We start from the raw sequence: 22,769 nt of genomic DNA, 5'->3' as shown, positions 1-22,769 counted from the left end.
GGGATTTTATAATGAAAAGTGTAAAACAACGTAAGCAAGAATCAATATCTAAATTAAGACAACAAGGTATTCCTTATATTGAACATTTACCCGTCATTGAATCGTTTGATGAGGCTTGTATTCGCTCTGCTGAGGAAATCGCGAAACGTGCAATTACTTGTTTACTCACCGTTCAGATTGCCTGTGATATTAACAACAATAAGTATGATCAACCAACCAAAGATTTTTTTATTGGATTATTCAATCAATATGAAGTGGCTGATCAACTCACGGCTAAAGAAAGTGCCATACTCAATGATCAAGCGGCGCCTCAAGATGTGATCAATATGGTGTGGAAATATGAATCTTATTGGGTTTTGCTTTGGGCTTTGGGAATTGTAGATGAATTAAATTATCCAGACCAAGTGGTTGATTGTGATTTTGCAATCCAAGCTGTTTCATCTTGTGATTCATTTGATACATTTATGCAAAAAACTCAACTTAGGGAAATCGAACAAATTTTGGATGAGGCCGATCTTATCTATCGTTATGACTGGGCATGTGTTGAGGCGAGATTAAAACAACGTCCGACACCTGCAAATCTAAATGCTTCGGTTGTTCTTGAACGTCATGCCGCACTCAATTGGCTTATTCAATATGATGCAGACTGGGATGAACCTGACGTGAATACCTGATTAGAAAATTAAATATAGTTTAATTTTATTTTCGATAAAACAAAGTCAGATCATTGATGATTGATTACCCACAAACCATCCGAAACAAGGTAAACTAAGTTTTTCTTTTCACTCAAAACCTTGTAGGTAAATTGATGCGACGTTTATCGACTCAAGATCAAAACTTCAAACAAATCTTTGCAGATTTGTTGGCGTTTGAGACTGTTAATGATCCTGAACTTTTAAAAACTGTAGATCAAATCATAGCTGATGTTCGTCAGTATGGTGATGATCATGTTCTTAAGCTCACTCAACAGTTTGATCGACATCCAGCGCATCAATTTTCAGATCTGGAACTGAGCCAAGAACAGCTCAAAGCGGCGTTTGATGCGCTACAACCTGAAATTCGTGAAGCACTCGAATTGGCTGCTGAACGTATTCGTAGTTTTCATCAGGCGCAAAAACAAGAAGGCTGGACTTATGTCGATTCATTAGGAAATACCTTAGGTCAGAAAGTTACGCCTTTAGATCGGGTCGGGATTTATGTGCCCGGTGGCTTAGCTTCTTATCCATCTTCTGTATTAATGAACGCGATTCCTGCACACGTTGCAGGCGTTCCTGAAATTATCATGGTAGTTCCAGCACCGCAGGGTGAGCTGAATCCATTGGTATTAGCTGCTGCCTATTTGGCTGGTGTAAATCGTATTTTTACCATTGGTGGCGCTCAAGCAGTAGCAGCATTGGCTTATGGAACCCAAACCATTCCTGCGGTGGATAAAATTACTGGGCCGGGGAATCGCTTTGTAGCGGCTGCCAAACGTGCAGTTTTTGGTCAGGTCGGTATTGATATGATTGCGGGACCATCTGAAATTTTGGTCTATGCAGAAGGCCAAAACAACGCCAAATGGCTAGCGATGGATGTTTTGTCACAAGCTGAACATGATACTGTTGCGCAAGCGATTTTTATTACGCCTGATGCAGACCTACTAGAGGATGTGGCGCACGCGATTGAGGAACATTTAGCTGCATTGCCTAAAGCCGATATTGCGCGCACATCGATTGCTAATCGAGGTGCTTTGGTCTTGGTGAAAGATCGAGCTGAAGCAATTCAACTCATCAATCAAGTTGCACCAGAGCATTTAGAGCTTTGTCTGGATGATGCCGAAGCCATGAGCCAAGACATCCGTCATGCAGGTGCCATTTTTATGGGACGCTATACACCAGAAGCGATTGGGGATTATTGTGCAGGGCCAAATCACGTTTTGCCGACCTCAGGTACAGCGCGGTTTTCTTCACCGCTTGGTGTCTATGATTTCCAAAAACGTTCAAGCCTGATTATGTGTTCAGAAGCGGGTGTTAAAACGCTTGCCAGAACAGCGGATTTGTTGGCGCAACAAGAAAATCTGGATGCCCATGCACGTTCTGCTCGTTATCGTTATGACGTTTAAAATAGAAATAGGTGTCGTGGTCTAGCGCTATCATCAATATAAACCTCTCCTTTTCGAAACTATATCGCTCCTCATCTCCTAAAAAGAGAGGGAACTTGTCAGGAGCGATGCGAAAGGTTTGAAGACTCCTCTCTCTTTGAGAGGTTAGGAGAGGGCAACAAGAGAATATAAAATGACGTTTACAACAGAACAAATGCGTTTCTGGAGTCCAGAAGTTCGTGAATTAGAACCCTATACACCGGGTGAACAGCCTAAAATCCAGAATTTACTCAAGCTTAATACCAATGAGAATCCGTATCCACCTTCTCCAAAAGTAGTGGAAGCGGTGCAAGCCGTATTGGCACACCAAGCAGATGCTTTGCGTTTATACCCAGATCCCGATGCGACTCAATTGAAACAAGCAATTGCCACTCAGCAAAATGTGAGCGTTGAACAAGTTTTTGTGGGTAATGGTTCGGATGAAGTCTTAGCTCATATTTTCAAAGCCTTTTTTATTCAGGATCAACCGATTCTTTATCCAGATATTACCTATAGTTTTTATCCTGTCTATAGTCAGTTTTTTGGTGTGAAAACTCAACAAATTCCACTGAATGATGATTTTGAAATCGTGTTGGATGATTATCGTCAAGCCAATGGCGGCATTATTATTACCAATCCGAATGCACCGACGAGTATTGCTTTGTCACTGCAACAGATTGAGCAGATTTTACAAGCCAATCCTGATCGTGTGGTGGTGATTGATGAGGCCTATATTGATTTCGGTGCTGAAACTGCGGTCGGGTTAGTCAATCAATATGACAATTTAGTGGTGTGTCAAACGACTTCAAAATCACGTTCATTGGCAGGTTTGCGTGTCGGCTTTGCCATTGCTCAAGCACATTTGATTGCTGCACTTGAAGCAGTAAAAAATAGTTTTAATTCATATCCGATGGATCGATTTGCGATTGCAGCGGCGGTTGCATCATTTGAAGATCAGGCTTATTTTGAAGCACAATGCCAAAAGGTGATTCAAAGTCGAGATAAGTTGGTTGAGGAATTAAAAGAAATTGGTTTTAAGGTGTTGCCATCTAAAGCCAATTTTATTTTTGTGACACATCCCGCGCGCGATGCTGCTGAGTTAGCAATACAATTACGTGAGCAAGGCGTGCTTGTACGTTACTTTAATAAACCAAGGATTGATCAATACTTACGAATTACTATTGGTACAGATCAACAAAACCAACGTCTTGTAGAGACTTTAAAGACACTACTTTAAGTTTATTTATCGTCAAAACTTAATCTTTGATCTGCCATGTATTGAGTAAGTCGAGCATGGCGGACACTTTATCAAAACATTCCTGATATTCTGCATCGCAATCAGACGCAATGGTAATTCCACCCCCCGCCCAAACCGAAAGCTCATCCTGAAACTTTTGAATGCTGCGAATCAGGATATTCCAACGACCAGAACCATCAAAATTAAAATAACCGAGTGAACCACAATACGCTCCACGTGGTGCCCCTTCGAGTTCTTCGATAATTTGCATCGCACGGATTTTAGGTGCTCCAGTGATAGAGCCACCCGGTAACGCGGACATCAATACTTCAAATGGATTGACGTCTGGCTTTAATGTCGCTTCAATTTCACTGACCATGTGATGAACCTGATTAAAACTTTCAATTTCAAACAGTTTATTGGTTTTGACCGAACCTGTTTCTGCATAAACACTTAAATCATTACGAAGCAAATCCACAATCATGACGTTTTCAGCTTGATCTTTTTCGGAAGCTTTTAATTTTTGTTTCGATGCAGCATCCAGTTCAGGATCATCAAAACGCGGCATCGTACCTTTAATTGGACGTGTAATAAGTTGCTGTTGATTAAATTCAATAAATAACTCTGGAGAACAACTGAGCAATTCAAAATCATCCAGTTTTAAATACCCTGCGTAAGGTGCATCGGTAAGTCTCCAAAGGTGTTCAGCACGGCTTAACAGTGAACCTTGCGCTTTGGCGATAAATTCTTGAGTTAAATTAATTTGATAGCAATCACCTGCTAAAATATAATCTTGAATCCGTTGAAATGCTTGACGATAAGTTGCGGGTGACCAACGTGGGCGTAGTGTTTGTTGTAAAGATAAAGTCTCAATTTGAGTCTTTTGATTGAGTAAGATTTCAAGTTGTTGCCATTGTTGTTCAGCATCATCCGCATCACTATAAAAATACCAATGATCATCGTGAAACTTTAAAAAGCTATCGTACTGCCCGATATAAAAAGAAGGCTGTAAACGTTCTTTGACAGGAGTAAATTGATGGGCTGCATAATCATAAGAGATGAAGCCAATATAGCCACCTGAAAAAGTTGCTGCTGTTTGAGGATTATTTGCAGAATGGAATTGAATAAAATTGTCAATAGTGAATTCATCCATCATTTCATATTGATAAATTGAATTAATTTTAAAATATTTAAATTGTTTATTGTTATAAACTACATAATGTCGAGGGTTAAATGCTATCACTGGATGATTTTGATCCTCTAGAAAAACCAGTCCATGTGTAGAGTGAAGTTTGAATAATATTTCAGAAGTAGATCTAATATTTTGATTTAACTTACAAAAAAACTTCACTGAGACAAGCCTAAAAATATGAATAAAGATGAAACCGTGATTTTACTACAGAACGCCAACAGACATAAGCTACCGAACCGTTTATCGGGTAGTTCATCAAATTTGATTAACAGCAGTTGAACAAAAATTAACAGAGTTGTAATTTAGAGAGGCAAATTCGGGTTGATGTTTCAGAAGTCAGTGATCAGACCGCTTTCGATATTGTGGTGAAAATGCTGAATATGCAAAATGCGGGTAGCTTCCAATCTGACTTTTTACCATGGCCACTCCCTGCCGAAAGTGGTGTCGATCAGCAATATATTGAAGGTTTCCATGGTAAGAGCTTATTAGGTAATGAAATTATTGCCAATATGTACTTATTGTCTGATCGTACTGGACACACATTTGGTTATGGTTTGCAATGGAAAGGCAAGCCTGATGATAAGACCAGTGAGGGGACGATCATCAGTGATTCCTTAAAACGTCTGACACTCATTAGTAAAATCGCACCAAAGAAAATGAATGCTGAGGCGCAAACGAACTGGATTAATCCATTAACTAAAAAGTTGGCAAATAGTCCTTTTGTATTTTCTATGGCGGATCAAAGTGGTGATCCACTCAAAATTACCCAAGGCCGTTTAATTAACGGTTACATCATCACAGGAACAGAGGCTGTCTATAAGCAGGCAACTGGTTCTAAAGAGGGTGATGCGGCCAGCTATGGTAAATGGACGCAGCAATTTAGTCCAGAACAGTTTGATGGCAGCATTGATGTCTCTAAAACCAATCCAATTACCTATCTCGACAAGAAAATCTTAACGACACCAAATAATGTGAAGTCGGGCGAATATTATGTTTTCCCAATGTATGCAACTTTGAATTTTAAATTTAGTGATACCAGTGTTAAGGATGTCAAACTGGGAATTGTGATTGATGAGAATGGTGATATTCGTTCGGATATCCGACCTGATGCTACAGCGAATGATATGTCGGGTACTTGTGCGAGCATAAATCCAGCGACAATGGTGGACAGCAATGGCGTTCAACAGTTTAGAATTGGGACTACGGGTACAGGTAATTATGCTGAAACCGATAAATCATTAACTATTCGAATGATTTTAACCAATGCAAAATTTGGATTACTGGAAGGAATTATTTTAGGATTGAACCAGAATCTCTCTGTTCGAGCAGGAAGTGATACAGGACAATCCTCTCAAACATTGACTTCAGGCGGCGTAAAAATTAACTTACACAACCTATTAACCGATCATAATACGACGCGTGGCGTGAATATTACGAATTTTAGTAATGCAGAAGCGAACTGGATTAATATTCATGCGGCTTATCAAAAAGTCTATAACAATATTAAAGATATCTCGCCTGCACCAACTCCTGTACAGCAAGACTTGGCCAAACGTGTTAATGGTACTTTAAGTATCGATCTACCAAGCTGTTATACGATTAAACAAAAGTAATCAGTTCTAAAATTAAAACAGGGGAATCATCATGATTTCCCTGTTTATATCGACTTATCTCTAGGATTTTTAAATATTTTAAAGTTAACCTGTATGATCTAAGCGTGTACCTAATGTTTCCAAATGAACTGGAAATTTTTGTATTTTTCGGTCTTCAAAATAATGTCTTAATGTGCGTTCTACACTTGGAAAAGCCAATTCCCCCCACGGAATCTCATGTTCTTCAAATAAGCGACATTCAATACTTTCTTCGCCAGCACCAAAATAACCTTCTTTCAAGTTTGCTTTAAATAGAACATAGATTTGGCCAATGCGGGGAATGTTGTACATGCAATATAAATGTTCAATGTCGATCTCAGCCTCAGCTTCTTCGCGTGTTTCACGTGCCGCACCTTGTTCCATGGTTTCAAATAACTCCATGTATCCCGCTGGCAGTGTCCATAACCCATAACGAGGTTCAATGGCACGACGACATAACAAGACTTTATTTTCCCAAATAGCCAAAGCGCCACAAATCAGTTTTGGGTTTTCATAATGAATATTCCCACAATGTGTACATACACGACGAAGCTGATGGTCGCCTAACGGAATTTTATCTTCAGTTTCATGTCCACAAACGGTGCAAAAACTCATAATGATCATCAACGATAAGGATGCCTCAGCATAACTGAAATTTTGGACTTTCGCATCATTTCTATACGAAGCCACGCATTTTTCAGCTATGATGAAAAGATAAGAAAACAGAGAGAGAAGCATGGTAGAGCAGGAACTCACGCATCTTTTGCAGCAACGCTTACGGTTCTCAAAACGTACTTCGCCTGCACAGGCCGCAGTGTTAATTGCGATTACCAATGAACACCATCCTAAAGTTTTGTTGACGCGCCGTTCCACCCAATTATCCAATCATGCGGGTGAAGTTTCATTTCCTGGTGGGAAACGTGATGCTGGTGATACCAGTAATATCGTAGTCGCATTAAGAGAAGCTCAAGAAGAAACGGCTCTCAATCCTTTCGATGTTGAGTTGATTGGTGATTTACCGATGCAACGTGCGCGTAGTGGGATGCTAGTTAAACCCATTGTAGGACTCATTCCTCCTAACGTTGATTTGATTGCTCAACCGACCGAAATTGATCGCATTTTTTTTGCATCTTTAAACCAACTCCTCAGCGCGCCTGCAACACCGTATGAAGTGAAATATGCACATCAATCGCTATATTTTCCCAGTCTACAAGTAGAAAATGAGGTCATTTGGGGGTTAACCGCAAGAATGTTAATTTCATTGTTTCATTATGGGTTGAATTATCAGAAAGACTGGCCTTTTCTTTTAAATTCGCCACATTTTCAGCCCCGCAAATTTTAATTCCACCACCAACTAAACAGGATGTTACCAATATGATGTACAGCTTTGAAGGACATTCACCAAAAGCATTGATTGAACCGTGGGACGGATGGATTGCAGACAATGCCACAGTGATTGGTCAGGTGGAATTAGGGCAACAGGTCAGTGTCTGGTTTGGCGCCGTGATTCGTGCAGATAATAGTCCAATCCGTCTAGGACATTTTACCAATATTCAGGAAAATGCTGTATTACATACCGATGCAGGAATTGAGCTTCATATTGGGGATTATGTCACGGTTGGACACCAAGCCATGTTGCATGGTTGCACGATTGGTGAAAATAGTCTGATTGGGATCAATGCTGTGGTGTTAAATCATGCGGTCATTGGTAAAAACTGTATTATTGGTGCGAATGCATTAATTCCAGAAGGTAAGGTGATTCCAGATAACTCAGTGGTCATGGGTTCTCCAGGTAAAATTGTTAAAACACTGGACGAAACTGGTGCTGCAAAATTACGTCTGAGTGCTTTACATTATGCAGAACACTATAAAAGATTTATGCAACTCAAGCCGTTTTCATTTTAGTGATTGCTTTTTGTTGTATTGCTAGAGCACAGTTTTTTGTATCAGCAAAACTCAAATTCTCGCCTAAATTAGTGTTGTAGAGTATGATAGCCCACGTTTTTTAAAAGATAATGGCGTGAAGTTGCATGAACGTGCTGGCATTGGAAACGGCAAATGATCATTGTTCAGTTTGTTTGATTGATGAATCAAATGAGCTTTTTTTTCAACTGGATACGCAAGCGAAGGCGCAAACACGTACCATCTTGCCGATGATTGAGCAGGCACTGCAACAGACACAACTCAGTTATAGCGATCTAACTGCAATTGCATTTAGTCGTGGACCAGGTTCCTTTAGTGGTGTCCGTATTAATGCGGCAGTGACGCAAGCTTTGGCTTGGGCTAATGATTTGCCTGTGATTCCTGTTTCTACTCTGCAAGCTTTGGCACAAGCGGCTTATCGTGAATTGCAACTCAGTCAGGTGACTGCGGTTTTGGATGCGCGGATGCAGGAAGTGTATCTGGCAAATTTTAACTGTGATACAGATGGCATCATGCAACTACAAGGCGAAGAACAACTGTTAAGTTACGACGTGGCAACGTCTTTCGCCAAGTTTAGCTGTGTAGGATCGGGAGCTAAACTTATTTCCTCTCCAATTTCAGAACAACACAGTATGATCAGCCCGTCTGCCCGAGATATTGCAATACTCGCCCGATATTATGCCAAACAAAAGCACTGGGTTAGTGCTGAGCAGGCATTACCCGTCTATTTAAGGGACAATGCTTGGAAAAAAATTGCAGAACAAGGTAAGCCGAACGAGAAAAAATGATGGATTTTTTACTGCTTTTAAAAGCGGCGATTATGGGAATTGTGGAAGGAATTACAGAATTTCTTCCAATTTCAAGCACTGGACACTTAATTTTAGCCTCTGAATTATTAAATTTTTGGACACCTGAGAAAAGTGCAGTTTTTGTGGTTGCGATCCAGATGGGCGCAATTGCCGCGGTGATTTATGAGTATTGGTCACGCCTTTGGGGTGCAGCTATTGGTATGGTGACAGGTGAAGCCAAAGGGCGTCATTTGGCGATTAGTCTGATCATCGCTTCTATACCGATTATCTTGGTGGGTCTCACCTTTGGGCAAACCGTAAAAGATTTATTATTTAATGATATTGCCGTTGCCGTGGGATTGATCGTGGGCGGTTTGATCATTATGTGGATCGAAAAAAATCCACCCAAAGTCAATGCAGTTGAAGTTGAAAATATCACCTTTAAGCAAGCCATCTGGATTGGTTTAATTCAAGTATTGTCTTTGATTCCGGGGACTTCACGTTCTGGTGCGACGATTATTGGTGCGATGTTTTTAGGTGTATCGCGTAAAGCCGCCACCGAATTCTCTTTTTTTCTTGGAATTCCTGTGATTATTGGTGCAGGGTTGCTTGATTTATATCAAAGTCATGATGTATTTCAAGGACAACAGGACTGGATCGTTTTAGCTGTAGGACTGCTGGTTTCATTTATTTCCGCGCTATTATTGATTCGTGCTTTGGTGGCTTATGTGGCAAAACGTGACTTTATGATTTTTGCATGGTATCGAATTTTTTCTGGGCTCATTATTTTACTTTTTGCTTTTACGGGCTGGAAATTGTGGTAATCAGGAGTTTTAGTTAATCATCATGCAATTATTTTCTACTGCCTCTTATTTAAATGCTGCGCATCACTATCAGCAAGTCTTGTCTCAGCGAGGGGTAGAGATTGATGTGTGTGAAGTGGAACAGCTCAATGCGCGTTTTTTTAGACAGCATCCTGATTTGGCACTTTGTGTAGATGAACAAGGTTTGTGGTTATGTGCCAATGGCATGCGAATGCAACCAGACTGGAAAGCGGAAGTTTCTCGTTTAAAACGCGCCAGTATTAAGTCAGAAATGATTGCACGTGCCTGTCAACTTAGCGAAGCGCCACAATTGATCGATGCGACAGCAGGTTTAGGTCACGATAGTTTACTGATGGCGCATTTGGGTGCAAAGGTGACATTGCTCGAACGACATCCGATTTTATTTACGTTGCTTGAAGATAGCCATTTTCAAGCACAGAATGATCCATTTTTAAAACAGATTGTTGATCGGATACATTTGGTTTTCATAGATTCTGCGGATTACTTGCAGTCATGTATTCAGCAGCATCAACAGGTAGATGTGATCTATCTTGACCCTATGTTTCCACAGCGTGATCAACATCAACAGGCCATTAAAAAACAGGCACAGGTTAAAAAACAAATGCAACTTTTGCATTTACTTTTACCAGAGCAAGGTGAAATGGATTTAGGCGATGCGTTACTGCCTTTGGCGAAACAAGTGGCGAAACGGGTCATTGTAAAACGTCCGCGACATGCTATTTTTCTTAATCAACAAACGCCCGATCATCAATGGTTGGGGGATGCTTGCCGTTTTGATGCGTATTTTCAGCTTGCTCTGTGATGAATTGTGATCATTGCTTCAATAATATCCAAATATTTGTTATATAGATAAAAGCATTATTGATATAATTCCACGCAAGCATAAACTGATTATGCATTATCACTCCTGAATAATTTTCTATGATTGACCTGAAGCCCTCCATCAATTTTTGGCATGATTTCAAAAGCAACCAAATTGCTGGGATGTGGTTATTTTTAGGGTCACGCCGTTGTTTACAAATTGTCCATCCCTCGATTTTTCAATTGTTGGTCTGGGGAGTGCTTGGCGGCGCGGCTAATACATTATTTAGCTGGTTGGTCGCTGGGCAGGATGGTCAGTTTAATTCTCAAGGTTTAGTGAGTTATGCGCTTTGGCCGTTTCTTGCTCTTATTGTCGGGATTTTTCTTTCACAGCGAACCAATAACGCCCGCTTGATGTTGGTGCCTGCCATTTTATGGTTAGTGCTGGATACCAATATCGCCTTACTGCAAAGTTTTATTCAGTTTCTGGGACAGCTCGATTACCTCCCTTACATTACTTATGACTATTTACCGACACTCTTTATGGTGTTATTTGTCTGGCAAAGTTTGGCTGTGGTTTGGGTATTTGCACGTGAGCTAAAATGGCCGTGGTGGGAACGTGCTTTGATTATGATTGCCACGCTAGTCACACTGGTGGTTTGGCAAGGTTCGGTACGTAGTCAGCCGATCTGGAAAGTTGAAGATGTTGCGCCGACGTTTACTGAAGATGCTTTTTATGCCCAGAGTCGCTTACTCAATCAGTCGCTTGAACAGATCCAATATGGTGAGTTTGCGCAAAGCCACTGGTATTTTCTCGGTGTTGCGGGTGCTAGCTATCAAGATGTATTCAAGTCGGAAATTATGCGGATCAAGGAGCAGTTTGATACACGTTTTGGCACGTTTGGCCGTTCGATGATGTTAATCAATAACCCAGATACCCGCACAGAGGTGCCTATAGCCTCTCAAACAAGTATTGGGGCAGCATTACGTCGTATGGGCCAGCAAATGAATAAAGAAAGCGACGTTTTGTTTTTATACATGACTTCGCATGGTGCGCCCAACGAATTTGAAATGGAAAATGCGCCGTTGGACTTGCATCAGGTCGATCCAAAATGGTTACGTGAAACTCTTGATAAATCAGGGATTCGCTGGCGAGTGATTGTGATTTCGTCGTGCTTTTCTGGAAGTTTTATTCCTGCACTTCAGTCACCTGATACGCTGATTATCACAGCTTCTGCGGCAGATCGTCAGTCGTTCGGCTGTACCAATGAAGCGGATTATACTTATTTTGGTCGTGCCCTGTTTGATCAGGCGATGCGTGATCAACATACGATGAAAGATGCATTTAAGCAAGCTCAGGATACTGTTGCCAAGTGGGAGTCTGCACAAGGCTTTGAACCTTCAGAACCACAATGGGTCATGGGTAAAAATATGGAATTGATGTTGCCACAACTTGAACAACATTTATTCCCTCAACAAAATCTCCCTCAAACTACGACTGCTGCCAAACACGAGGATAAAAAATATGCATATGTTGCAAAAAAATCGCTGCTTTGATGGTGAACAACGTATTTATCAATGCCCATCCAACGCATTAAAAGGTACAAGTAAATTTGGGGTATTTTTGCCACCAGCGGCATTGAAAGGCGAACAATGTTCGGTGTTATTTTATCTTGCAGGTCTGACTTGTACTGAGGAAACCTTTGCGATTAAGGCGCATGCACAACGATTGGCTGCTCAACTTGATCTGATTTTAATCACGCCCGATACGTCGCCACGAGGTGAAGATGTGGCCCAAGGCGATCATTGGGATTTGGGGTTGGGTGCAGGGTTTTATATTAATGCGACTCAAGCGCCGTGGGCAGAACATTATCAAATGGAACGTTACTTGCTTGAGGAACTTTATCCTTTAGTGCAAGCGGAATTTCCTGTGATTCAAGATCAAATCGGAATTTTTGGCCACAGTATGGGCGGGCATGGTGCCTTAACACTTGCACTCAAATATCCTGAAAAGTTTAAATCAGTTTCTGCTTTTGCACCGATTTGTGCGCCAAGTCAATGCCCGTGGGGTGAGAAAGCTTTTTCAAATTATTTGGGCGATGATCGTGGTGTCTGGAAACAACATGATGCAACCGCTTTAATTGAACAAAAAGGGGCATTATTTGCTGAAATCTTGATTGATCAGGGTTTAGATGATCAATTTTATAGTCAGTTAAATCCCGATTTATTCGAGCAAGCCTGTCATAAGGTGGGACAAAAACTGAGTTTAAGACAGCATGCTGGATATGATCACGGCTATTATTTTATTCAGAGCTTCATGGATGACCATTTGCAGTTTCATGCGGTTCAATTGAAAAGTTAAATTTACAAATAAGAACTATTTTCATTTAATAGCCTCGTCTGACTAGAAATTGCCCTGTAATATGAGTAACATATCGGGGCTTTATTCATTTTACTCTGTAAAATTTGTTCAAACGATCAAAAATAAAATATTAGGCAAACAATGCAAAACTCAGAATCATTTACTTTAAATCAAGATGAATTAGATTATCCTTCTGCACCAGTACCTCCTGAAAAAACAGGATTAGAATATTCAGGTAAACAGTATCGCTTTCAGTTTCATGGTCAGGCGATGGAATATTTTGGTATTTGGATCGTAAATATTGTATTAACCATTATTACTTTAAGTATTTATGCACCTTGGGCAAAAGTACGCCGTCTTCGCTATTTTTATGGCAATACCGAATTTTTTCATCGTAAGTTTGATTTTACGGGTATCCCTACAAAAATCTTATTTGGACGTTTGATTGCGATTGGAATTTATGTGGCTATTTCAGTCATTTCCCAATATTCAATGACGGCTACGTTGATTGGTATAGCGATTTTATATCTGGCGGTACCGTGGTTAATTCGTGCTACTTTGCGCTTTACAGCTAGAAATAATAAATATGCCAATAGCCGATTTTACTTTGCAGGAAGTTCTAAAGATGCGTATGTGCTGTTTTTAAAATCTATTTTAATTTATATTTTTACACTGGGTATTTTTACTCCATATTTGATTTATTTATATAAACGTTATTGTATCAATCACTTGTATGCTGGACAGCTCAACTTTCAATTACATGCCAAATGGGCTGAATATATGAAAGCCGTTTATTTTCCAGTATTAATCTTTTTGGTGATTTTAGCAGTTGCAGGTGGGCTGGCTTTCGGATTAATACGTTCAGGTAATTCGGCGGGAATTTATATGGCAATTGCTGTATATATCTTTGGTTTATTGTTTATTGGACCATTGGTGGTTGCCAGAATATTTATTACGACATGGAATAATGTGTCCATCGGTCAAAGTGTGTTTGCAACTGACTGTAATCAGTGGCGTTATACTTGGATTGTTGCAACTAACTGGATTGCCAAAGCACTGACTTTGGGATTAATGTCGGCGTGGGCTGCGGTGCGAATTTATAAATATCAGATTGAGTCACTTACTTTAACCTTAAATGACGACCCTGATGAAATGATAAATTTGGCACAACATGATATTAGTGCCGTTGCAGAAGAAATTAGCGATATTTTTGATATCGATATTTCTTTATAACATCGATAAGTGCTTATGATGTCTTTATCTACTTCTGTTATTTTTTATGATGGTGTGGTATCCAAACCACGCCAAGCTCAGATTTCTCCATTCGACCATAACAGCGTACAAGTTCGTTATGAGGAGGATGGTGAATCCATTCGCCAATATCAGTATCAGGACATGATCCTGATTGGTGCTTTGGGTGAACTGAAACCCGTGATTGAACTGCCTGATGATGCGCGCATAGAGTTTAGTGACGAGTTACCAGATTGGTTTGAACTGGGAAATAAAAAACTGCATCATTCCATTTGGAAACTTGAACGTTCACCTACGCTGATTTTGTGTAGTGTGCTTTTTATGGTGGCCTTTGCATTTGGGATTGTAAAATGGGGGATTCCACAAGCTGCACATATTGTGGCGTATCAGTTACCAGAGCAGAGTTTAACTCAGCTTGGCAATGAGGCTGAACGATATGTAGTCGATTGGACAACGCCGAGTCAGTTGCCAAAGTCACGTCAACAACAGATTCAAAAAGAATATTTGGCCTACGTCGCAGAAGGGCAACCTGCTCAACTGGTTTTTCGTGGAGGCGGTCAAATTGGAGCGAATGCCTTGGCATTACCCAATCACACCATTATCTTGACCGATGAGCTAGTGCAACTGGCAAAGAATGATCAGGAAATTATAGGTGTTTTGGCGCATGAGCAAGGACATTTAATCAAACGCCATAGTTTGCAACAGGCTTTGTCTAGTTTGGGACTAAGCGTGTTATATGTTGCGATTACTGGGGACAGTTCCGATCTGTTCACCACCATGCCGTTGGCTTTGGCAGGAGCAAATTATTCAAGAAATTTTGAAGCTGAAGCAGATCAATACGCTTTGCAAACCATGCATCGTCATCAAATTCAGGTTATTCATTTTGCCAACTTTCTACAAAGACTGGGTGCTGAAGATGAAAGTCAGGATCAGAATTCACCATTTAAATTTCTTTCAACCCATCCAGCAACGCCTGATCGAATTAAAGCTGTTAAAGCCTTTGAAATGAAACATCAGTCTCAATCATAAGTGTTCATTTAAGTGACCTGAGCAATAGGAGAACAGCTTTTCTCCTATTGCCGTGTCCAATCTGCCTGAAATTCTTGTTGTGCCATACGGTTTAAATGATCGAGGACTACACCTTCCAAACGAATATCTTCTGCATTTTCACTGCTGATCAGCACATCTAAATGGTGTTCAAGCGGTGTCAAAGTCACAGTTGCAGTCGGCATAAAAATTTTATAATCCTGCTCTGACTCCGCGACTTCAAATTTATGTTTCCAATGATTGAGCAGACGTTTTGCAATTCGTCGTGCTTCTGGGGTACTAATCGAGGTCGAGCTTTGCATAAAGGCTTACCTATAAAAGATGGTTGAGAAAATAGGAATTACCCTAACAAATTTAACGCTGAAATCGATAGAGAAAATAAAACAGAGTGTTATTTTTTTGCAAATGATCGCAGTGCTGAGTTTTGAGTTTGATCCACAGCAAAGTCAGTTTTTGTTATAATCAGGTTTTGTTTGCTATTTGCCAGGTCCCGCATGTCCAAGCCTTATTTAATTGCACCCTCTATTCTCTCTGCTGATTTTGCACGTTTAGGTGAAGATGTTGAAAAAGTATTGGAGGCAGGTGCGGATGTGGTGCATTTCGATGTGATGGATAACCATTATGTACCCAATTTAACTTTTGGTGCAGGAGTGTGTAAAGCTTTAAAAAATTATGGGATCAAGGCGCCCATTGATGTGCATCTGATGGTTTCGCCAGTCGATCGTATGATTGGCGATTTTATTGAAGCAGGCGCGGATATTATTACGTTTCATCCTGAAGCTTCGGATCATATCGATCGTTCCTTACAGTTAATTAAGGCTGGAGGGGCTAAAGCGGGCTTGGTCTTTAATCCTGCAACACCTTTACACTATTTAGATTATGTATTGGATAAAGTCGATCAGATCTTATTGATGAGTGTTAACCCTGGATTTGGCGGTCAAAAATTTATTCCGATGACTTTAGAAAAACTCCGTCAGGCACGTCAACTGATTAATGCCAGTGGTCGCGATATTCGTTTAGAAGTCGATGGTGGGGTTGGGCCTGCTAATATTCGTGAAATTGCGGAAGCGGGTGCAGACATGTTTGTGGCAGGATCAGCGATTTTTGGAAAACCAGATTATAAAACGGTCATTGATGAAATGCGTGCTGAATTGGCAAAAGTCGGTGCACAAAACGCTTAATCCTATTTTTCGATATCATCATTATACGCACCGCATAAGCATTCATATGGTGCGTAGTATTTTATTTCTCTTTTTTCTTAGATATACAACAAAGCCCGCTGTATTGCATTCTCAGTAAAGCGTTGACTATTGTCTTTACTCATAGCGCAAAACTATTCGTTTTACGCCAGAAATAAAGCGATGCTTTATTTGCTGCTCATGTGGATAACTTTGTTTATAACTCTCTGGATAACTATGTTGATAAGGCGGTGGATAAGCTGCTGATAGAATAATCAAAACGATATCAATCGTTTAAAAAATCCATAAAATCTGTATAAAACTCATTCGATCTGATTTATTTTTATGCGATTTAAGTCATTTATTTTGCTTTATTTTTAATCTGTGAGCCATGTCACGGATATTGGTTAAAAAATAGAAAGTGATCAAAATAAATTCTCATAAAATGTAGATAAAAATTGTCAAAATCGGCCTATTTTTATCTACTGATGCTCATCAACGTTCCAGAATTGAAAAACAGTTTTATCCTTGATGGATGGGGATAAAATGATTCAGATTTGTATCAAGTCATAAACTTGGTTATGCTGTGTTTATATATCGACTGATCAATGTATTTGTGAGGATTTCCAGTTTGCATCTAGCTCAGCGCAGACAGACGTGGTTTGTGTTGCTTATGGTTTTTATCATGAGCTGGAGTGGTGTGGCTGTTGCTTCAGTCAAAAATATGCATGCCTCTATGATGCAACAGACTGCTCAATCGATGTCGCATGTTTCTGATCAATCGTCGTGTCATCACATGGGCATGCAAGCTACAAAAGCAGCGCATGCGTCGCATGATTTTAAACATGCCAATACAAGTATGTTGCATTGTAATCAACCAACTTCCTTACATGCTTCTAACGCCGCACAGTCCTGTCAGGATTGTCATCAGTTACATTGTCAAAATCTAAATACGTATGTTGAACATGTGATGCCAGCATTGCCGCAACAAACTGTCTTTGCTGCCATCTCAGATTCTCATACGGATTATAGAGGTCAGCATTTTTCTGGTTTTTGGCAAGAAATTCTCAGACCACCCAAAGCCTAATCTCAAATTCAAACTAAATATTCAGTTTTAAATTTTGAGGTTAGTCATGTCTATTTTATTAAGAAATGTCCTTTTTACAGGACTGTGTTTGGCTATTTCGCCGTTTAGTCTAGCGGCGGTCAAAGAATACCATTTGGATATTGCTGAAAAAACCGTCAATATCACGGGAACACCTGTTCAGCGAATTACCGTTAATGGTCAGTTTCCTGCTCCCAAACTTGAATTTGAAGAGGGTGATGAAGCGGTTATTCATGTTCATAATAGCCTGAAAAATCAGGATTCTTCGATTCATTGGCATGGTTTATTGTTGCCCGGCATTATGGATGGCGTACCTGGATTTAATGGCTTTCAAGGCATCAAACCTGACGGTTCATTTGAATATCGTTTTAAAATCCGTCAAAACGGAACGTATTGGTATCACGCGCATAGTAAGGGACAAGAGCAGGATGGCTTATATGGCGCTTTTATTGTCTATCCTAAAGATAACAAGCCACTGACAGCGCAGGAACAAACTAAACGGGATTATGTGGTGATGCTGTCAGATTTTCATGATTCATCGAGTGAAACATTGATGAAAAATCTGAAAAAGTCAGCCGAATATTATCAAAATCAGCGTGAAACATTAGGCGATGTATTGCAACAGGTCAAACAACAAGGGCTGAAAGCCACGTGGCAAGATCGTAAAATGTGGAATCAGATGCGGATGCTGAAAACCGATCTGTCAGATGTCACAGGCTATACTTTCTTGGTCAATGGTAAAACGCCAGAACAGAACTGGACTGGCGAATTTACTTCGGGTGAAAAAGTTCGATTACGTTTTATCAATGCATCTGCGATGTCATTTTTTGATGTGCGTATTCCCAACTTGAAAATGACCGTGGTCAGTGCTGATGGGCAAGCTGTCAAGCCTGTTTTAGTGGATGAATTTCGAATTGGGACAGCAGAAACTTATGATGTGATTGTTGAGCCGAAAGCCGCGCATTATCAAATACAGGCTGAATCGATTGATCGGAGTGGGTTTGCATTGGCAAGTCTGCAAAATGTGGCGATGCCTGCACCACAGCAGATCACCATTCCAGACGCACGACCACGTGCATTGCTCACAATGCAAGACATGGGACATGGCAACATGTCTGATAGTTCAGAACATACAAATCACGCTGCTATGCCAATGTCGCAGAAGATGTCACATAGAGCTAAACCTTCATCAATCAAAGCATCATCGATACCAGATATGTCAGAACACATGAATCATGATGCGATGTCACATAAACAGATGACTCAAGAAATGTCACATCAGCAAATGACGCAGCATGAGACATCCTATCCGCCAACCCTATCCGAGTCAAAACAAACCGTACAAGGTTGGGCCAATGCTTCGACTCCAGAAGGTGCAAAGGTATTGCAATATCAGGATTTACAATCACTCACCTCGCAACCAGATACGCGTCAGCCGACCAAAGAATTAGTGATTGGTTTGGGCGGAAATATGGAACGTTATATCTGGACTATGAATGGCAAAAAATATAATGAGGCTGAACCTTTACAGGTCAAATATGGAGAGCGAATTCGGCTGAAATTTATTAATGACAGCATGATGGCACATCCAATGCACTTGCATGGCATGTTTGTACAATTGGAAAATGGTCAATCTATACAAAATCTTCCAAATAAACACACTCTCATTGTGCCGCCCGGTAAAACAGTGACAGCACTTTTAACCGCAGATGAATTAGGTGAATGGGCAATTCATTGTCATTTGTTGTACCACATGTCGGCGGGCATGATGAATAAACTGATTGTGGCAAAAGTCGATCAAGATACACTGCCTCATATTTCATCTGAAAATACTGAACAACCTGTTCAAGGAGGCCAACATGCGCACCACTAAAATGATGACGGTGTTGATGTTTTCAACAGGCTTTATGATGAGCTCATGGGCTTTTGCTCATGAAGGGCATGACATGATGATGTCCAATATGTCGATGTCGGAGGGTCAAGATCATGCTGAAATGCCAATGCCAGAAAAAAATAGGGCACAGACAAACAGAGAAGTCAGCTCAAATGTGAGCGTTGATGATCATTCAGATCATGATCATCGCCGTGAACATGGTGGACAGATTTATCAGGCAACGAAACTGGATAATCAATGGCGATTGGATAAACACGGGCAGGGCGAGTTTAATACTGAACTGGAAACTTGGATTGGCACAGATCAAAATAAACTTTTCATCAAAGCTCACAGTGAAAAGTCAGAATCTGAGAAAGCTGATTATGCGATTTCGGCATTATATAGCCGAAACATTGCTGATTTTTGGGATGCTCAAGTCGGCTTGCGTTATCGCAGTGAAGCCTTTGATACACATCGTCAGGAAGCGGTGGATGCAGCATTTGGTCTACATGGTTTAGCCCCATATTTCTTTGAAACCGATGCCTATGTTTATGTCGGTAAAGATCAACATGTCAGCTTAAGTCTGGAAACTGAGCGCGACATTTTGCTGACGCAAAAGCTCATTACTCAGCCTTATCTTAAAGCGGATGTTTTAATTCGGGATGAATCTGATAATGCAAAAAAGACAGGCTTAAGCTCTTTGCAAACAGGCGTTCAAACCCGTTATGAGATCAGCAAAAAAGTAATGCCGTTTATGGATGTCGCCTATCGTTATGAAAAAGGGGATCGTGAAACCAGTCGTCAAGTTGCAACCAGTTCAGAATCGGGCTGGCTGTATGGTGCAGGGATTACTTTCAAGTTTTAATTGATTCGTCAAAATAAAGCTGTATAGAATGTCATCACAATTAACCTGATGACATTCTTTTTGCATCTAATCTGGTGCGTCAATGAGCCTAAAACAACAGTACCAACGCTTTTTACTTTCAAATGCTTTTTTTCAATCGCAACGGGAGTTACACACAGACGGCAATTTACTTGCAGATGATGAATATGATTTTTCAGAACAAGAGAATATTCAGTCGGAATGGGTGAGTTATTACTATATTCCCCAACTGGATATGGCGCATGAACGCGAATTGCGCAAGGCTTTGGTGCAATGCCATCAGGTCAAATATATTGAGATGGATCATCAAACTCAACATATGGCCATTTTCCATGATGGTGAAGTAGAGGTATTGACCAGTTTATTAAAGAACCAAGTGAAACAGGCGGATTATCAACAAACCCTATCTAATTTTGTGCCTGTCACCACCACCTTAAAACCCGTGATCAAAACCACGCAAATCCTGTCGTGGCTATCTTCAATTTATATTATTTTGTGTCTGGTCACTTTGTGTATGGCGATTCTGGCGACCTCGTTTAGTCTCTTGGCGATGAGTTTGTTGATCCTGATGGATGCCGTGATTTATTTGGTTGCCAATAATGCCATCGTGATTGAGCCTTTGCTTCGAAATAGATTAATTCAGGCATTGGCGTGGTTTGAACTGGTCGCAGCCACTGCTTTAATGATCGGCATTGTATATGATTATTTTAATGCACAGGTTGCATTGGCGGGATTTGTGCTGTTGCAAGGATTGGTGATCCTGACAGCGACTATTTTATCGCGTTATTTGATTGCTAAAGACTATATTAAACATCGACCTTTGCACTGGAGTCATTTAGTGCGCAATATAGATGTAACAATTGCAATCACGTTGGTGATGGCTGGTGTGCTACTTCAACTCACACAGAACATAAGTATTGATTTGATGATGGCCATGTTGGTGATATTTTTAATTTTTTTAAGAGTGTTTAATATTCTGATTTTAAATAAACTTGCACTGAAACCATCAAAATATTGAGTACACAAATGCGTAAATGGATGTACTTTTTATTGATCATCGCGGTCGCGTGGGGTGCTTGGACAACATGGATAAAACCAGCGCCCGATATTCAGACCTTTAGTTCAGATCACAACATTCATATTCAACAATTACAGGCTTATGAAGGAACATTCAGGGTTTTGTCACGTGAGGACTATCACGCTGGGAGAGAAGCTCAATTTTCACCGATGGATATTGCGGTGGGATGGGGCGAAATGGCAAATCCCAGTATTTATAAACAGATTGATATTTCACAAGGCAATCGTTGGTACCATTGGCGTATTGATTCAATTCCTCCAATTTCATTGAATGATATTTCGACACACAGTGCCAATATGCATCTGGTTCCTGCAACGCCAGAGATTGCCAAACAATTGCAGCAGCTAAAAAAAGATGATTTAGTTTTCCTCAAAGGCGCTTTAATCGAAATTCAGTCAAGCGATGGCTGGCGTTGGCGAAGTTCCTTATCACGTGAGGATACGGGTGCGGGAGCGTGTGAATTGATGCGAGTGGATAAAATCATTTGGCGTGAACAATAAACGTTTCAAAATCAAAATTGGTCATCCCGATTAAATTGACTATAATCATCGTTTCGGAGGAACGACCTCCCCCAGATGAGGGAAACAATGTCAGGACGACCTGACGCCTGATTATGGAGCAAAAATGGCTTGGGCAATCTTAATTTTGGCGGGACTTTTTGAAGTCATCTGGGCATATTCGATGAAAATGTCAGACGGTTTTACCCGTTTGCTGCCAAGTGTCATTACCATCTTATTTATGGTGTTGAGTGTCATATTATTATCAATTTCAATGCGGAGCTTGCCGCTTGGTACGGCTTATACAGTCTGGACAGGAATTGGTGCCATTGGTTCTTTTATCGTGGGTATTTTGATTTTGCATGAACCTATGGGAGCAATGCGCATGATGGCTGCGATTTTAATCGTCTCAGGTCTCGTGCTCATGAAACTGTCATCACCTACTTAAGGTTATTTGGTATGCAGTTATCTTATTGTTATATGGCTTCGCCTGTTGGACAGCTCAAATTAGTGGCGAATGAGCAGGCTTTGGTGGCTATTCTTTGGGACAATGAAAATCCAAAAAGAGTGCGTCTGGCTGAGTTGATTGAAGACGTATCCCATCCGATTTTATTGAATACCCAACAGCAATTAATCGAGTATTTCTCAGGTCAGCGCAAGGTATTTGATATTCCACTTGATTTTGAAGGAACAGATTTTCAGAAACAAGTCTGGAGTGCCTTACTGACGATTCCTTATGGGGAAACTCGCAGTTATAAACAAATTGCTCAGCAACTTGGTAATGAAAAAGCGGTTCGCGCTGTAGGGGCCGCCAATGGTAAGAATCCGATTTCAATTGTCGCACCTTGTCATCGTGTAATTGGAGCGGGAGGAGCATTGGTAGGGTTTGCAGGCGGTTTAGATAAAAAAGAAATTTTACTGCGTTTGGAATTCAAGCATCGTATTTAAATTGGCTAAAC

General features: G+C 40.5%; 25 protein-coding genes. 21 read left to right on the top strand and 4 right to left on the bottom strand.

What is annotated here, in order from left to right:
* Positions 1–11: 11 nt before the first annotated feature.
* From I6L31_RS06370 to hisC, 3 genes are all read left to right on the top strand, one after another.
* Positions 12–674 (top strand): DUF4272 domain-containing protein, encoded by a 663-nt coding sequence (locus I6L31_RS06370; RefSeq protein ID WP_004987479.1) that lies wholly within the window; start codon positions 12–14, stop codon positions 672–674.
* 134 nt (positions 675–808) lie between these two features.
* Positions 809–2,101 carry a histidinol dehydrogenase gene (gene hisD, locus I6L31_RS06365; protein ID WP_004987476.1) on the top strand — a complete coding sequence of 431 codons (1,293 nt, stop codon included), beginning with the start codon at positions 809–811 and terminating at the stop codon, positions 2,099–2,101.
* A gap of 172 nt (positions 2,102–2,273) precedes the next feature.
* Entirely contained in the window at positions 2,274–3,356 is a 1,083-nt protein-coding gene (hisC, locus tag I6L31_RS06360; protein ID WP_004987474.1) for a histidinol-phosphate transaminase, read from the top strand.
* A gap of 19 nt (positions 3,357–3,375) precedes the next feature.
* Here the strand turns inward: hisC and I6L31_RS06355 are convergent, their stop codons facing one another.
* On the bottom strand, positions 3,376–4,707 hold the full coding sequence (locus I6L31_RS06355) for an anthranilate synthase component I family protein (RefSeq protein WP_005005334.1): 1,332 nt from the start codon (positions 4,705–4,707) through the stop codon (positions 3,376–3,378).
* A 155-nt stretch (positions 4,708–4,862) separates the two neighbouring features.
* On the opposite strand from I6L31_RS06355, the gene filF reads away from it, so the two are divergent.
* Positions 4,863–6,161: a putative pilus system protein FilF gene (gene filF, locus I6L31_RS06350; protein WP_456057502.1), complete on the top strand. Its 1,299-nt coding sequence runs from the start codon at positions 4,863–4,865 to the stop codon at positions 6,159–6,161.
* A gap of 84 nt (positions 6,162–6,245) precedes the next feature.
* On the opposite strand, the gene I6L31_RS06345 is transcribed toward filF, so the two are convergent.
* On the bottom strand, positions 6,246–6,794 hold the full coding sequence (locus I6L31_RS06345; RefSeq protein ID WP_010588995.1) for an NUDIX hydrolase: 549 nt from the start codon (positions 6,792–6,794) through the stop codon (positions 6,246–6,248).
* Positions 6,795–6,915: 121 nt separating this feature from the next.
* Between I6L31_RS06345 and I6L31_RS06340 the strand changes: the two genes are divergently transcribed.
* From I6L31_RS06340 to I6L31_RS06300, 9 genes are all read left to right on the top strand, one after another.
* Positions 6,916–7,521, top strand: a complete 606-nt coding sequence (locus I6L31_RS06340; protein ID WP_004999107.1) for a CoA pyrophosphatase — start codon at positions 6,916–6,918, stop codon at positions 7,519–7,521.
* 35 nt (positions 7,522–7,556) lie between these two features.
* Positions 7,557–8,084, top strand: a complete 528-nt coding sequence (locus I6L31_RS06335) for a gamma carbonic anhydrase family protein (RefSeq protein WP_169331939.1) — start codon at positions 7,557–7,559, stop codon at positions 8,082–8,084.
* Positions 8,085–8,209: 125 nt separating this feature from the next.
* The gene (gene tsaB / locus I6L31_RS06330; RefSeq protein WP_005005329.1) at positions 8,210–8,890 is read left to right on the top strand and encodes a tRNA (adenosine(37)-N6)-threonylcarbamoyltransferase complex dimerization subunit type 1 TsaB; all 681 of its coding nucleotides are present in this window, start codon (positions 8,210–8,212) and stop codon (positions 8,888–8,890) included.
* On the top strand, positions 8,890–9,714 hold the full coding sequence (locus I6L31_RS06325; RefSeq protein WP_010588997.1) for an undecaprenyl-diphosphate phosphatase: 825 nt from the start codon (positions 8,890–8,892) through the stop codon (positions 9,712–9,714). Before tsaB ends, I6L31_RS06325 begins: the two co-directional genes overlap by 1 nt.
* Before the next feature lie 22 nt (positions 9,715–9,736).
* Positions 9,737–10,537, top strand: coding sequence for a class I SAM-dependent methyltransferase (locus tag I6L31_RS06320; protein WP_004987450.1), 801 nt, complete (start codon positions 9,737–9,739; stop codon positions 10,535–10,537).
* Positions 10,538–10,656: 119 nt separating this feature from the next.
* The gene (locus I6L31_RS06315; RefSeq protein WP_005005325.1) at positions 10,657–12,093 is read left to right on the top strand and encodes a C13 family peptidase; all 1,437 of its coding nucleotides are present in this window, start codon (positions 10,657–10,659) and stop codon (positions 12,091–12,093) included.
* Positions 12,062–12,898 carry an S-formylglutathione hydrolase gene (gene fghA, locus I6L31_RS06310; protein WP_005005323.1) on the top strand — a complete coding sequence of 279 codons (837 nt, stop codon included), beginning with the start codon at positions 12,062–12,064 and terminating at the stop codon, positions 12,896–12,898. Before I6L31_RS06315 ends, fghA begins: the two co-directional genes overlap by 32 nt.
* A 141-nt stretch (positions 12,899–13,039) precedes the next feature.
* A complete protein-coding gene (locus tag I6L31_RS06305; protein WP_005005316.1) occupies positions 13,040–14,131 on the top strand; it encodes a YjgN family protein in 1,092 nt (363 codons plus the stop codon).
* An 18-nt stretch (positions 14,132–14,149) separates the two neighbouring features.
* The gene (locus I6L31_RS06300; protein ID WP_171064980.1) at positions 14,150–15,178 is read left to right on the top strand and encodes a M48 family metallopeptidase; all 1,029 of its coding nucleotides are present in this window, start codon (positions 14,150–14,152) and stop codon (positions 15,176–15,178) included.
* Positions 15,179–15,222: 44 nt separating this feature from the next.
* Here I6L31_RS06300 and I6L31_RS06295 read toward each other — a convergent pair whose 3' ends face one another.
* A complete protein-coding gene (locus I6L31_RS06295; RefSeq protein WP_005005311.1) occupies positions 15,223–15,498 on the bottom strand; it encodes a DUF2218 domain-containing protein in 276 nt (91 codons plus the stop codon).
* A 192-nt stretch (positions 15,499–15,690) separates the two neighbouring features.
* Here I6L31_RS06295 and rpe point away from each other — a divergent pair, with 192 nt between their 5' ends.
* The gene (rpe, locus tag I6L31_RS06290; RefSeq protein WP_004987442.1) at positions 15,691–16,377 is read left to right on the top strand and encodes a ribulose-phosphate 3-epimerase; all 687 of its coding nucleotides are present in this window, start codon (positions 15,691–15,693) and stop codon (positions 16,375–16,377) included.
* A 135-nt stretch (positions 16,378–16,512) separates the two neighbouring features.
* On the opposite strand, the gene I6L31_RS06285 is transcribed toward rpe, so the two are convergent.
* Positions 16,513–16,653, bottom strand: coding sequence for a hypothetical protein (locus tag I6L31_RS06285; RefSeq protein WP_155237299.1), 141 nt, complete (start codon positions 16,651–16,653; stop codon positions 16,513–16,515).
* 406 nt (positions 16,654–17,059) lie between these two features.
* Between I6L31_RS06285 and I6L31_RS06280 the strand changes: the two genes are divergently transcribed.
* From I6L31_RS06280 to I6L31_RS06250, 7 genes are all read left to right on the top strand, one after another.
* The gene (locus I6L31_RS06280) at positions 17,060–17,461 is read left to right on the top strand and encodes a hypothetical protein (protein ID WP_228128612.1); all 402 of its coding nucleotides are present in this window, start codon (positions 17,060–17,062) and stop codon (positions 17,459–17,461) included.
* A gap of 46 nt (positions 17,462–17,507) precedes the next feature.
* Positions 17,508–19,352 carry a copper resistance system multicopper oxidase gene (locus I6L31_RS06275; protein WP_005005302.1) on the top strand — a complete coding sequence of 615 codons (1,845 nt, stop codon included), beginning with the start codon at positions 17,508–17,510 and terminating at the stop codon, positions 19,350–19,352.
* Positions 19,339–20,217, top strand: coding sequence for a copper resistance protein B (locus I6L31_RS06270; RefSeq protein WP_005005301.1), 879 nt, complete (start codon positions 19,339–19,341; stop codon positions 20,215–20,217). Before I6L31_RS06275 ends, I6L31_RS06270 begins: the two co-directional genes overlap by 14 nt.
* A gap of 82 nt (positions 20,218–20,299) precedes the next feature.
* A complete protein-coding gene (locus tag I6L31_RS06265; RefSeq protein WP_005005296.1) occupies positions 20,300–21,253 on the top strand; it encodes a cation diffusion facilitator family transporter in 954 nt (317 codons plus the stop codon).
* An 8-nt stretch (positions 21,254–21,261) separates the two neighbouring features.
* Positions 21,262–21,813, top strand: coding sequence for a hypothetical protein (locus I6L31_RS06260; RefSeq protein WP_005005294.1), 552 nt, complete (start codon positions 21,262–21,264; stop codon positions 21,811–21,813).
* Between the two features lie 124 nt (positions 21,814–21,937).
* The gene (locus I6L31_RS06255; RefSeq protein ID WP_005005292.1) at positions 21,938–22,258 is read left to right on the top strand and encodes a DMT family transporter; all 321 of its coding nucleotides are present in this window, start codon (positions 21,938–21,940) and stop codon (positions 22,256–22,258) included.
* Between the two features lie 11 nt (positions 22,259–22,269).
* Complete coding sequence (locus I6L31_RS06250) at positions 22,270–22,758, top strand: methylated-DNA--[protein]-cysteine S-methyltransferase (protein WP_005005290.1); 489 nt, start codon at positions 22,270–22,272, stop codon at positions 22,756–22,758.
* Positions 22,759–22,769 lie beyond the last annotated feature (11 nt).

This window comes from Acinetobacter septicus (genome assembly GCF_019355975.1).
GTDB lineage: Bacteria > Pseudomonadota > Gammaproteobacteria > Pseudomonadales > Moraxellaceae > Acinetobacter > Acinetobacter ursingii.
This window is presented reverse-complemented; position numbering and strand designations above follow the sequence as displayed.